This is a genomic window from Pelorhabdus sp. sgz311002, from assembly GCF_056134285.1.
In genome coordinates this window covers 285,670-299,491 of record NZ_JBWBCL010000004.1, presented here as the reverse complement: position 1 = coordinate 299,491, position 13,822 = coordinate 285,670, and the positions used below count along the sequence as shown (strand labels likewise).

The window sequence follows — 13,822 nt, the reverse complement described above, 5'->3', positions numbered from 1 at the left end:
ACCTACTCTTGATAATGTAGCAGAATCTGGTCTTCAATTGCCAAAAAAGTGTCAACAAGCTTTGGATCAAAATGCGTTCCCTTTCCTGCTAAAATAATATTGCGACTTTTTTCCGCCGAAAAAGCTTCTTTATAACAGCGTTTCGACCGCAAGGCGTCATAAACATCGACAAGCGCCATAATCCGAGAAGCAAGCGGAATTGCTTCGCCAGACAAGCCGCAGGGGTAACCGCTGCCATCCCACTTCTCATGATGACCTGCCGCAACGAGAATGCCCATTTTAATAAATTCGTTTTGCGGATATTGGTCATGAACCGCCCGAAGCGTAGTAGCGCCAAGGGTAGTATGGGTTTTCATTACTTCAAACTCCTCTGCCGAAAGCGGCGCTGGTTTCAGCAGGATATAATCTAAAATCCCTACCTTGCCAATATCGTGAAGTACACTGGCTTGATAAATATTGTTAATAAAGTTCTGACTCAATTCTGGTTGATAGGCGCCATTTTCATAAAGAGTCTCGGCTAAGAGTTTGCATAAATGGCGCACCCGTTCAAGATGACAGCCAGTATCGTCGTCGCGTGATTCAGCCAGTTTTACTAAAGCAAAAATCGTAGCCATCTGCGCTTCCACAACTTCTTGTACCTTTTCTGCGACGAGCCGCTCCAGCCCCTGTTGATAGCGATGCAGTTGAAGTTGCGTGGCTACCCGCGCTTCTACTTCTGCAAACTGAAAGGGTTTTGTCACATAATCGACGCCGCCAACCTGAAAAGCCTCGATTTTATCGAGCGTTTCGTTTAAAGCACTAATAAAAATAACGGGTATTGAACGCCATTTTTCTTTCGCTTTAATCTGCCGACACAATTCGTAGCCATTCATTTCCGGCATATTAATATCAATTAGCAGCAAATCAGGCTGATGACTGGCCATGGCCCTTAGCGCCAAAGCGCCGCTAGGCGCAACTCTGACTTGATAGCCTCTGTCTTTTAACATACTTGCTAAAAGTTCTAAATTAGCTGGCATATCATCGACAATTAGAATGGTTCCTTGTGTCATTTTCTGCGTTTCCTCCATGATCAAGCTCCTTTCCCTGTCAAAATATCGAGAAGCCGTTGGAACTCAAACTGCTGTACCAGACTTTTTAAGCTTTTAGCCAAAGCAGCCTCACTTGTTTGTATTTCGTCGATGAGTTCTAATAGCAAATAATAGTCGCCCTCAATCGTAGCTCTTTCTAGTTTTTGCCGCAGGGAAGAATCGAGTCCGGCTAGCGATTCGTAAATCGCTGCCTCTGCTAATGATTCTTCGTGTTTTTCTGCCGCAATACTTTCGTCTTGATACAAATAGTGTACTGGCAAAAGCTTCGCAATTTTATCAAAAAGTTCACCGCGATGAATTGGTTTGCGTAAACAATCACTCGCATCGGCAGCTATCATTTTTTGTCGTTCTTCTTCAAACACACTGGCGGTAACAGCAAGAATCGGTATTGTTTTACCGTCCTTTTGACTGCGAATCTGCCTGATTGCCTCATAGCCGTCCATGCGAGGCATGACGATATCCATCAAAATCAAATCAGGCGTCCACTGGCTAAATAACAGTACAGCTTCCTCGCCATCGCCAGCGGCTTTTGTGACAAAACCAACGCCTTCTAGCATCTGCTTTAATAGCAACCGATTCGAATCTACATCATCAACAATTAAAATACGATACTTAGGCTGATCGGGCGCTAAAGCGATAACAATCCCCTTATTTTCCGACTGCACCTTTATATCAGCAGCCTCCAATTTCAGGAGTAGATTAAAAGAAAAAGTACTACCGCGACCAACTTCACTGTCAATGGTAATATCGCCGCCCATTTTTCGGACATATTCACGGCTAATAGCTAATCCCAACCCCGTACCGCCAGCTTCACGCCCAGCTTGCGTCTGCTCAAAAGATTGAAAGAGCTGTTCTTGCTCTAGCGGTGTAATGCCTGGACCGCTGTCAGCTACGGCAAAGAATACCCTTAAAAAATCTTGGGCTGCCGTTTCTAGTTTGACGGAAAGTTTCACTTCGCCAACTTTCGTAAATTTGATAGCATTATCCAGTAAATTAATCAAAACCTGCCGCAACTTGCCCACATCGGCAGCAACAAAAGCGGCTTCCGCTGTTTCAGGATAAGTAACTACAAAAGAAAGCCCCTTACTTTCTGCTTTTAGGCGCAGTACCTCTTCGGCAGCGCGAATCAGCTCAGCTAAATTGAAAATTTCCGGTTTAAGCATAATCCGGCCTGATTCGATCTTAGACATTTCCAATACATCATTAATAATTGCCAATAAATGCCGACCAGAACGACTGATCGTTGCTAAATACTGCCTTTGTTGGTTTGACAACGTTTCATCATGTTCCAGTAACTGTACGAAGCCAAGAATTGCATTCATGGGCGTACGAATTTCATGGGACATGCTGGCAAGAAAGGTACTCTTTGCTTTACTTGCCGCCTCTGCTGCCTCTTTCGCCTGCAACAACACAGTTTCAAGCTCCTTTTGCCGCGTAATATCATCTTGAATACCAACAAAATGCGTAATCGTTCCTGCCGCATTACGTACAGGTGAAATGACCATTCTCGCCCAATAAAGGGAACCGTCTTTCTTCTTATTACAAATTTCCCCCTGCCAAATGCGGCCTTGCTGTAAAGATTCCCATAGAGCCATAAACAGTTCTTTATCACTTACGGCTGATTTTAACAACCGCGGATTTTCCCCCAGAACTTCATCTGCTTCATAACCTGTAAGCAAAGAAAAATCAGGATTTACGTATTCAATCGCGCCTTTCGTATCGGTAATGACAACAGCGACCGGGCTTTGCTCCACAACACTCGATAATTTGCGCAAAGCGGCTGCCGCGCGCTGCTTTTCAATGGTAATAGCCACTTGATTGGCTAATAAATCAAAGATCGCTTCGTTGCGCCGTTCCTGCCAAAAAGTAAAAGTCTTCTTAAACGAATAAACAGCCATAATACCAAATACCGATTGATCTCCGGCCTTTAAGGGAGAGCCAAACCACTGCGTTGGAACCGCCTCTCCGCCTGACCGGACTTGTAAGAACTGACGACACTGTTCAGCGCTTAAAGATAAAGATTCCCCTTGTTCTAAGACAAAACGCACCAAACCTTGATCGCGCCCCTTCAAGGTTTTATCAATCGCAGTGCCAACCTTGCCTAAATGGGTAATCACTTGACTTTTTTCGTTATACAAGGCAATATAAAAATATTTAGTTCCCATAAGATCTACCATAATCTGATCTAACTCAGCATAAAAATCAATCAAATTTTCCGAACGATTGCCTAAATCAGAAATCTTATATAAGGCGAGCCGCACTTTATCGCCCCGCTGCCGTACAGACTGCATAGCAATAAGCAGGCTGCAAAAAAGAAAAATCAAAAAACTTAACAGGGAAGCCATAAGAAAATAAGTTCGCTGCTGTTCATAAAACTCGGCCAACACTTCTTGCTCTGACAAACCAACAATCAGCAATAAGCTATAGTCAGGCAACGTCCGATAAGCATAAATTCGTTTTACACCGTCAACAGTGCTAGTGGCAATATATTGCCCCTCAGGCGAACGGGCAGCCAACTCCATAACTTTGGAGTTTTTTACATTCATGCCAATCAACGCCTGATGGTCGCTTTGCCAAGCGCGAATAATTCCGTCCATGCCAATTAAGGCAACAGCTGCCCCCTCGCCGAGATGAACGCGATTGTAATAATTCGTAAAATAAAAAGGGTCTAAAGAAACGATTACAGCGCCGGCAAAGTCGCCACTTGATTTATTTAATCGCCGTGTCACCTGAATGGACCATTTACCGGAAGAACGGCCTAGCACAGGCTGACTTACAAACGGTTGTGGCGCATCAGGATCTTTATGAATCAGAAAATGCTCTCTATCGTCAATATTCGAAAACACAAAGGGACGCTGATTGCTTGCAATCAAATTGCCGCGTTCATCAGCCAGACTCAACAAAATATAAGGTTCTACTTGAAAAGGACCATTGCTGTAATACGGCGACATATCTACCTGACGGCCATCACGCTCATATTGATACTTTAAAAACAAAGCAAATTGATCGGCCGATTTGATCGTCCGCAAGGCATTTTCTTCATATATCTGAGCAAAATTCGCGGCATTTTCCTTGCCAGATTGAATAGCATGTTCTTTTTCCTGGCCAAGCTTTCCAAAAACAATAAGCCACAACAGAGTGATCAGAAAAAGCCCTAGTAGCGCAATTCCGCCGCTAATGCTGCGTAGCAGCGGCGGCGTCAATCCCCAAATATTTCTCATGGCTGCTTTGATCATCTTTTTCTCTCCCTGCTTTCCATTCTAGCTATGACCGAAAAAGCAAGCGATAACTTTCTTAATTAGTTCCATAAATATAAGCAGATTCCTGTTCTTTTTTCCCCATTTCGGCAAATTTAAACAAATTTTCCCGTTTTCGCTATTTTTACCACTTTCGCTTCAGTTGCAGCCAATCGTCTTTCGTATTGACATTCACAAAATTAAACGCCGGCTCCCGATTCTGTCCCGCTTGAGTTGGAAAGTAATACGTATTTACCTGTTGCAATAACAGCACCATCCGCCCCTGCTCCATCTGGAGCAAGCGAGTTACTGCCGGCAAGCAGGCTTTTGTATAAAAAGCCTGCAGCGGCTCCATCATCCCGTCGCCACTGCCAGGAACCACCGCGTCGTAGGCGCTGCAAAGCGTTGCCATTTGCCTAACTAAGGTGACATCTACACATGGCATATCGCAAGCTGCAACAAATAAAGTCGATTGTTTAGACCAGCAGAGCGCCGCCTCTAAACCGCCAAGCGGACCGCGCTCCTGATAAGTATCGCTAACCATAGGTAAAGCAAGAAAGGCATATTCACTGGGTGTATTTGTCACAATCAGCGGCTTTTCAGTAAAAATTTGCTGTAATTTTCCGCTAATAATTTCAATCATGCTCCGACCATTCAAGCGAAGCAACGCTTTATTCTCGCCCATGCGACTGCTCTTACCGCCAGCTAAAATAACAGGCTGAATCGATTTCAACAGCTCTTTTTGCTGCATTTTTGCCTCCTCCTACTTTGTTATATTCTTTTATTTTTCGTCGATTTCGTGCAGGAAAAGCAGACTCTTGTCATGAATTGTTTACATTTAAATATGATTATTTTTATTATTTTAATAATAGTGATGGTGTAAATCTATGAATCATTTCTTTAATAAACTAGTTGGTGAAGACGAATCTTTTTCGATCCAGCACCGTCTACTGAATGTGGTGCTGATTTTCTCGGTAATTCTTTCTGTTTTAAGCGGAATCGGCAATATTGTCCTTGCTCTAGGCCCTGTGCTGATCAGTATCAGCTTTGGATGCGGTCTCTTAAGCCTTTTTATTTATTACCTTTCTTTTATCAAACGGAAATATTCTGCGGCTATGCTTATTCTCACTATAATTTGTATCTTTTTATTTACACCCATCTTATGGATTTATAACGGTGGCAGCTCCGGTGTAGCAGCTTATTTTATCTTATTTTTTTCTTCCATTATAACAGCCCTATTACGGGGCAAACAACGTTGTTTCGCCTTTTTAGCACTGGTGGGAATGACGCTAACCATGATTGTACTTGAATATAACTATCCAGAAGTCATCGTTCCCTATGCCAATGCTTTTAGCCGTTTTGGCGATATTGCTATCAGTCTAGCCCTGATACTTTGGGCTAATATCGCCTTTATCGCCGTTCTGATTACGTACTATATCAAGGAATATGATCGTTCTCGCTCCTTTGCCACCCAATTGGTCGAGCAGAAAATGGAAATGAAATTACAAAAAAATATCCAGGCCATCAATGAAAAATTACAACAGGAAATTGAAGAACGTCGACAAATTGAACAAACGCTGCGTCTTTCAGAAGAACGATTCATGAAATCTTTCAAAGAAAGCCCTGTACCGATGTGCATTTTTTCTTGGAAAAACCACTTGTTTCTTGATGTAAACACAAGCTTTTTAAATACTTTTGAATATGAATCGAATGAAATTCTCGGCCAAACCCTGCTTGAACTTCACTTAAGCCTAAAACTAGAAGCCTGTCTGTTTCGCGTAATGGAAGAAAAAAAGGCAGTCTACAATCTACAACTTCCCTTTCTGACTAAGAGTGGTGCGGAAAAAATCGGCCTTTTCTCTGTAGAACTTTTAGAAATCAATGAAGAACCTTGCTTACTTTGCGTAATCAATGACATTACGGAGCATATCCGATTAGAAAAAGAAGTTACCCGCCTAGATCATCTGAATTTAATTGGTGAAATGGCGGCTAGTCTGGGGCATGAAGTTCGCAATCCCCTTACAACAGTGCGTGGGTTTTTGCAAATGTTCCAAGCCAAACGGGAATTCACCTCGCAGCGCGAATATTTTGATCTAATGATTGAAGAATTAGACCGAGCCAATTCGATTATCACTGAATTTCTATCCCTCGCCAAAAATAAAAAGATTGATCTGGCTCGTCATGATTTAAATACGATCATCTCCAAGATTTATCCCCTGCTTCAGGCGGATGCTCTTGGCGCCGGAAAAACAATTACCTTAGAACTAAATGATATTCCCGAAATTCAGCTTGATGAAAATGAAATCAGACAATACATCTTAAATATTGTTCGTAACGGTCTTGACGCAATTCCCTATAAAGGAAACATCATCATCAAAACCTACCTTGATCTAGACCAGGTAATCCTGGAAATTAAAGATAATGGCACGGGAATTCCCCCGGAAGTCCTCACCAAATTTGGTACTCCCTTTATGACGACAAAAAACAACGGAACCGGTCTCGGCATTCCGATTTGCTACCGCATTGCCGAGCGCCATGAAGCAAAAATCGAAGTAGAAACAGGCAGCTCTGGCACAATTTTTCGATTGAAGCTCAAAAAATAACTTTCTTCGTAACAAAACAGAAAAATATGTTCTTCACCTATTGACATTCGTTCTCTCCATGGTTATAATCTAAATCACAAACTCATATGAGATCAGTAATGATAAAAGAAAGTAGCTCCCATTGTTTCATTCAGAGAACTGGTGGTTGGTGCAAACCAGTTGAAGCTTGGCGGTGAAGTTCCTTTTTGAACTGCGGACTGAAATGAAAGTAGGTTTGGCCGTTTTGTCTGCGTTATAAGACTTTAGAGTGATCTTTATGATAAATTCAGGGTGGTACCGCGGCATTTCGCCCCTTATTCGGTACCGCTTTTTATTTTATCTATAAGATTTCATTTGGGTGGTACCACGGTAATTTATCGTCCCTCGGCAGAGGGGCGATTTTCTTTTATGGCCGGCATAAAAGAAAAAACAAATTCAAAGGAGGCTTTTCCCATGAGTATTCCCTTCCTCATTGTGTGTATCTATATAGGCGTATTATTCCTCATCAGTTATTTTGCTCAGCGGCGCTCCGCTGGTAGTGCTACAAATTACGTGCTGGCAGGTCGCCAGCTTACGACACCGTTAATTACCGTATCCATCGTCGGTCTTGCCGTCGGCGGCGCATCTACTATCGGAGTAGCTGAACAAGCTTATAAAGTCGGTTTGTCAGCAGGCTGGTATACCACAGCATGGGGCATCGGCGCGATTGTGATGGGTCTTGTCGTTGCCAAGAAATATCGCCAGTTAAACATCACCACGATTCCTGAACTGCTTGGCCGTTATTATGATACGAAAGGCATGATTGCAGGTATTGCCTGTCAAATTCTCATTCAGCTTGTAGTCATGTCGCTCCAATATATTGCTGGCGGCAGCATTCTCTGCGCGCTCATGCCTGAAATGTTCACTCTCACCACCGGCATGCTCACAAGCGCCGTTGTATTTATCGGCATTACCTCCATCGGCGGCATGTGGTCAGCCAGCTTATCTAATGTTTTAAACGTAAGTCTCAAATATATCGGTATTATCTTAGCGACCATTGTCAGTATCAACTATTCCGGCGGCTTTGATATGATTCAGCTAAAACTGCCGCCCAATATTCCTTACATGAGCTTTTTTGACGGTGTCGGTCCTATAGGCATTTTAAGCTGGATTCTCGTGCTCGTTACAGTTAATCTTTCACTGCAAAGTATCATCCAGATTTCCCTCGGGGCCAAAAACGTGCAAACAGCTCAGCGCGGCTTTATTATTGGCGGTCTCATGATGCTGCCGATTGGTTTTGTCAGTGCTATGCTCGGCGTCATTGCGAAAACTATGTTTCCTGACGCCAGCCCCGCTTTAGCCCTGCCGATGACTATTATGTCCCTGAATCCCGTTTTGGCGGGTTTGACCCTTGCCGCACTTTGGGCGGCTGATGTATCGACGGCCTGCAACTTGTTATTAAGCTCAGCCACCCTCTTCTCACAAGATATTTATAAAAAATTCATTAATCCTGACGTGAGCGAAAAGAACTTCTTAGCCATCACGAAACTTTCCGTACTAAGTCTAGGAATTCTCACCTTACTGCTCGCTATGACAATCAGCGGCATTATCAGTACCTTAATGGTTGGTCTTAGTTTGACAGCCGCCTTTAGCGTCATTGTCCTATTTACACTATTCGCCCCTGGATTCTGCCGAAAAAACTCTGCCTTCAATACCATTTTGGCAGGAGTTATCGTATTAGTTCTCTGGCAGTTCGTACCTGCTGTGAGAATCTTCCCTCATGTAATCTATCTCGAATGGGTTACTTGCGTCGGTGTTTTCTTACTGACTTATCTCCTTGATCCAGCGCCAATTACAGCTTCTGAATGTGCTTAAAGCAACTTGCAAAAAGAGGTATCCAAATCATGGTGAATCAATCCTAGTCGCCATGACGGATACCTCTTTTTTATCGCTATTCCCTTATACTATCTTCGTTTATTTATGAAAATTCGTAACAACCTTACGGAAAGTATCGGCGAGTCGCTTTGTTTCTTCCTTCGTGATAATAAGCGGCGGCGCAGCTGTCAAAACATTATTAGACTGCGGTACGCTGCGGGACATACGACCAATCATAACTCCGTCAGCCTTAGCTTCAGCAACCATCTGAGCTAAATATTTCTCCGGCAAAGGCGCCTTAGTTTTCTTATCTTCCACTAATTCAATCCCCAGGAAAAGCCCCTTGCCGCGAACTTCGCCTACATGCGGTAATTCTTCTAAATCCTTCAGGCTTTCTAGTAGATAGTCTCCCATCGCCGCACTATTGGCCACAAGCTTCTCTTCTTCCATGATTTTAATATTAGCAAGCGCCGCAGCACAGCCGGCAGCACAGCCGCCAAAAGTGCTGATATCACGGAAATAGCCAAGCGTATCGGCTGCATCTACTTTAAATTGTTCAAAAATAAACTGTTTCGTAAGAGCTGCCGAAATCGGCATATAGGAGCTTGCTAAGCCTTTGGCCATGGTAATCATGTCAGGCTCAAAATCATAATTCTGATAACCAAACATCTTGCCGGTACGACCAAAGCCATTTACGACTTCATCCATAATTAACAAAACTTCATACTTATCACAGATTTCACGGATGATCGGATAATATTCTGGTACAGGAACAATAATACCGCCCCCAGCTGTAATCGGTTCTAAAATGACAGCTGCCACTTCATCAGGTCCTTCGCTCTGAATGACCTTCTCAAGAGCGTGAGCACATTCCACATTACAGCTAGGATAAGTCTTGCCAAATTGGCAGCGATAACAAAGAGCGTGAGGCATTTCAGCAAAACCTGCTGGGAAAGGACCGTAGCCGCTCTTGCGTTCTTCTTGACCAGTAGCAGCTAGGACGGCAATGGAACTGCCATGATAGTCGCGATGACGGTAAATGATTTTATGTTTATTTTTTTCTGGATACTTCAATTTAAAATACTGTCTGGCAATTTTAAAGGTTTTTTCATTGGCTTCAGAGCCGCTGTTGGCAATATAGGCTCGTGGCGTAGCAGGTGACAACTCCGCTAATTTTTTAGCCAAACGAATATAAGGAGGATTGCCCATAGAGCCAGCATAATAAGGCAACTCTCTCAGCTGTTCCGTAATAGCAGTGATAATTGCTTCCTGGCCATAGCCGACATTTACACACCAAACCCCGCCAGACAAACCGTCAAGATATTCTCGACCTTGGATATCCTGAATCATCGCCCCCTTGCCGGCGACCATAATCGGCGGATCCTGATTTTCAAAAGCGCTATGGTTCGTAATATGAAGCCATAAATGTTCTTTGTGCAGTTCTACAAGCTCCTGCATTTCGTCTTTGCTATACACTTTACTCATATCCAGCCACTCCTTTGATCTATAAAAATGATTTGAACTTCCCTACTAGGCCTTACAAATATAAAAATTGATGCACGATTGTAGCAAAATATAACAGCATGCGATCCTTAGGATCGCTTAAATTTCGTCCGGTAATCTCCACAATCTTTTGCAGACGATATTTGAGTGTATTGCGGTGAATAAAGAGTCGCTCTGAAACACGAACAAAATTTCCATTTTCCTCAAGAAATACCGTGAGCGTATTGACAAGCTCAGCGCCATGCTTTTCATCATAAGCTAGCAGCAAAGCAAGAACTTCGCTGCGAAATCCCTCTAGTTCACTACGATCCTGTACATTAAATAAGACTTTATAAAAGCCGATTTCATCGAAGCCCATTGATTTATGCGTCCCTGAAATCGTTTGTGCAACCCGCATAGCCTGTTCCGCTTGAGCCAAACCTTTTCTCGCTTGACGGATGTCCTCAAAGGGATGCCCCCAGCCAAGTCGTAATTTCAGCCCGGCAAATTGAAGCTGAAATTCCTGAGAGATCTCCTCTGCTAAACTTCGAGTGATCTCCTGCTCCTCAAAACTGCGCGTCGTCGGTAGCATAATGAGCGCTGTGTCAAGACGAATCAGGCATAGCGCCTTTTTCCCTTTCTTTTCAAAGACGGTTTGAATGAGCTTTTGCATTTGCAGTTTAATAACTAAAATATGATGCTCCGTAAGGGCCCTAATTTCTGATAAATAGGCTGAAAAATGCTCGAATTTTACAATCATAATCTGATACGTCTGGGTCAAATCGTAATCACAAGAAGCCGCCCGCGCCACGAGATGTTCATGATTTTCCCCGCTGCCGTAAAGAATATTTTCCAAAATGTCTTGAACCGACTTTTCTTCAATTTGTTTGGCAGCGATAAAATTATAAATCGCTCGCGTCACTTCGGCGAGTTTCACTTCCCAGGGCAGCTCAAAAATCGGAAATCCCAACTCATCGGCTGCTGCTAACGCCTCTGGCGGTGTTGTTTGAATATAAGGACCTACATTGATCACCAGTCCCGCTACTTCTTTATCGTAGCAGGCACGAACAATATCAGGTAAATCAGCAAGATTACCCCGCATGCCAATCCCGGTCGTAAATAATAGCTCGCCGCCTTGTACCCATTCCATCACATCAGGCAAATCCAAAACATGAGCCCAATGAAGCACTCGCTCAAGACCGCTGTTGCCAGCTACAAGCTTACATTCTTTTAGGGCCGGAAGCCGCAATAAATCAGCCAGCTTGACAACCATAGTCTAAAGCCTCCCTCTTTCAGTCAGTTAATAAAAAGACGCTAAGCGCCCTTTGCGCTGTAGCGTCATTGCTCATCAACTTAATTTTATTATAACAAAGATAATCGGGAATCTCTATGTGCCGATTCACCAAAAAATCAAATAAATTCTAGTAACTCCCTACAAAAGATCGTCTTATTTTTTCCCGCTAAACCGTGAAAAAAGATAGCAGCCGCTTACTACAATAACCGTCCCGGCAGATTGTAACAGTGTTAAAGGTTCTCCTAATAATAAAAAAGCAATAATCGCCGTAAAAATCGGATTGAAATTCAAAAAAACCCCCGCCGTTGTGGCGCCCACTTTCTGGACTCCCAAATTCCAGAAAAACATACATAAAACAGTAGAAAGAAAACTCATATAAAGCATGGCGCCCCAAAAAGCGCCATCAGCTTGATCAATCGCAAAATCAGGTCCGGCTAAAGGCAGAAGCAGCAAAAAACCGAACAGACCGGAATAAAACGTAGCAGCAAGCGGTGTTACATACTGCATTGCTGCTTTGGTAAATATGGAATAAAGCCCCCATACGCTCACAGCGGCAACCATCCATAAATCACCTTCATTAAATTGCAGGTGACAAAGTTGCTGTAAATTTCCTTTAGAAATAACAAGAATTACACCGGCCAAAGAAAGCAGCATGGCCGCAATTTGCGACGGTCGTAGCTTATCATAGCGAAACAAGGAGGCGAATAAAGCAATTGATAAGGGGTTTAACGTCGAAATAAGTCCAACATTCATAGCTGTGGTCTTAGCCAAAGCCCAAAATTGAAGTACATTAAACAACAGAACTCCCGTAACTCCCATACCAAAGAGCGGCCATAAAGCCCCTCGCGGCGGAACCATTTTCTTTTGACCATATAACAACGGAGGAAGCAGAAACAGCAGTGAGAGCCCCCAACGCAAAATCGTTAACGTGATAGGTGACGCATGATTTACTAAAACTTTTCCAACAATAAAACTGCCTGACCATAAAAAGCTAGTCAAAAGCAACAGCAAATGATATTTAGGCAACATAGTTTAAACCCCTTCAACAATAGACTTAACGCTTTCAGTATAGCACTAAATAGCGGCAAGGGCAGTCAAAAAGAAAAAGCCAGAACAGTTTGTTCTGGCCTGGCACTACGACAAGCGCTAGACTACTATCTCAGCAATTTTCAAATTACATTGTTCCAGACAAAGACATTCCCCAGAATCCAGTTGTACAATCAATGGATTTAAGCTGCCATAATTCATATAAACCAATTTGCCGAGCAAACCATTACTCAATCTTACGCAAGACCCAATCAGGCTTTTAGCCGCTTGTTCCAGAAAAGTTAAGCAAATTTTTGCATCAAGCGAACTAAACATGGCTTGATAGATTTCCTTCATAACCACAAGGGGAGACAAGGGCTCCCGATAGACACGGCGGGAAACCATCGCATCATAAACATCGGCCACAGCTATGACTTTACCAATCGGACTAATCGCCTCCGCCACCAGTTTTCGCGGATAACCAGTACCGTCAATCCGCTCATGATGCTGCCAAACGCCTTCTTTAACAGCCGGAGAAAGATGATTGCAATCTTTGACTAAATCAAAACCTAGTTGAGCATGAAATTTCATAATTTCCATCTCATAGGAAAGTAATTTTCCGGGCTTATCTAAAATCGGACTAGGAATAGACACCTTCCCCACATCATGTAACAGACCTGCTAACACCAGATCACGCAAATCTTCCTGCGGCCACTTAAGCCATGCGCCCAAGATCCCTGATAGTACCGCCACATTGACACTATGGCGAAATAAATAATCCCCCCTATTATCCATGATATGTAAATAGGGGAAAATAATATTAGATCGCTCCAACAGAGGCAGTAGCAATGAATCTGCCAAATTTTCTAGTTTGGTCACAGGAAGCGGCTGCAACCGACTTATATCCTGAAAAACTTCAGCAACAGCTGTAATCATCTGATTTCGCACATCGATAAACCGTTGCCGCTCTGCGGTCAAAGCATCCTCGACCGTACTTGGCTTCTCTTGTTCGACAACAACTTCAGAAATACCGCGTTTGCTTAATGTTTGAATCAATGAATCTGTCAAAATTGCCCTGGCATTCAATAAAACGACTCCAGTTTCCGTCAGAACCGCTTTGGCTAACTTCATTCCCGGTTGCGCTTGTCTAATGCTGCATGTTTGGCTAGAAAGCAAAATAGACACCCCGTCTTTCTTTCATCTTACCGCTAGCAACCGACGTCATATATTGTTGGCAGTCGTCGTTTATTCGCTTTTCTC

9 protein-coding genes and 1 other annotated feature are annotated in these 13,822 nt (G+C 43.2%); of the genes, 2 read left to right on the top strand and 7 right to left on the bottom strand.

Annotation, left to right across the window (positions count from 1 at the left end; all coding sequences use genetic code 11):
* Positions 1 to 2: 2 nt before the first annotated feature.
* The 3 genes from AC0NJP_RS09020 to mobA all read right to left on the bottom strand — a co-directional run bounded on the left by AC0NJP_RS09020 (position 3) and on the right by mobA (position 5,075).
* Positions 3 to 1,067 carry a response regulator gene (locus AC0NJP_RS09020; RefSeq protein WP_474699592.1) on the bottom strand — a complete coding sequence of 355 codons (1,065 nt, stop codon included), beginning with the start codon at positions 1,065 to 1,067 and terminating at the stop codon, positions 3 to 5.
* A gap of 2 nt (positions 1,068 to 1,069) precedes the next feature.
* Complete coding sequence (locus tag AC0NJP_RS09015; protein ID WP_474699591.1) at positions 1,070 to 4,324, bottom strand: ATP-binding protein; 3,255 nt, start codon at positions 4,322 to 4,324, stop codon at positions 1,070 to 1,072.
* A 145-nt stretch (positions 4,325 to 4,469) separates the two neighbouring features.
* Positions 4,470 to 5,075 (bottom strand): molybdenum cofactor guanylyltransferase, encoded by a 606-nt coding sequence (gene mobA / locus AC0NJP_RS09010; protein WP_474699590.1) that lies wholly within the window; start codon positions 5,073 to 5,075, stop codon positions 4,470 to 4,472.
* Between the two features lie 136 nt (positions 5,076 to 5,211).
* Between mobA and AC0NJP_RS09005 the strand changes: the two genes are divergently transcribed.
* The gene (locus AC0NJP_RS09005) at positions 5,212 to 6,927 is read left to right on the top strand and encodes a two-component system sensor histidine kinase NtrB (protein WP_474699589.1); all 1,716 of its coding nucleotides are present in this window, start codon (positions 5,212 to 5,214) and stop codon (positions 6,925 to 6,927) included.
* 89 nt (positions 6,928 to 7,016) lie between these two features.
* Positions 7,017 to 7,224, top strand: a binding site (T-box leader).
* Between the two features lie 135 nt (positions 7,225 to 7,359).
* On the top strand, positions 7,360 to 8,760 hold the full coding sequence (locus AC0NJP_RS09000) for a sodium:solute symporter family protein (RefSeq protein ID WP_474699588.1): 1,401 nt from the start codon (positions 7,360 to 7,362) through the stop codon (positions 8,758 to 8,760).
* Between the two features lie 99 nt (positions 8,761 to 8,859).
* Here the strand turns inward: AC0NJP_RS09000 and AC0NJP_RS08995 are convergent, their stop codons facing one another.
* From AC0NJP_RS08995 to AC0NJP_RS08980, 4 genes are all read right to left on the bottom strand, one after another.
* A complete protein-coding gene (locus tag AC0NJP_RS08995; protein WP_474699587.1) occupies positions 8,860 to 10,245 on the bottom strand; it encodes an aminotransferase in 1,386 nt (461 codons plus the stop codon).
* A gap of 52 nt (positions 10,246 to 10,297) precedes the next feature.
* A complete protein-coding gene (locus AC0NJP_RS08990) occupies positions 10,298 to 11,515 on the bottom strand; it encodes a PucR family transcriptional regulator (RefSeq protein WP_474699586.1) in 1,218 nt (405 codons plus the stop codon).
* 174 nt (positions 11,516 to 11,689) lie between these two features.
* Entirely contained in the window at positions 11,690 to 12,565 is an 876-nt protein-coding gene (locus AC0NJP_RS08985; RefSeq protein ID WP_474699585.1) for a DMT family transporter, read from the bottom strand.
* A gap of 117 nt (positions 12,566 to 12,682) precedes the next feature.
* On the bottom strand, positions 12,683 to 13,738 hold the full coding sequence (locus AC0NJP_RS08980; RefSeq protein ID WP_474699584.1) for an HD-GYP domain-containing protein: 1,056 nt from the start codon (positions 13,736 to 13,738) through the stop codon (positions 12,683 to 12,685).
* Between the last annotated feature and the right edge of the window lie 84 nt (positions 13,739 to 13,822).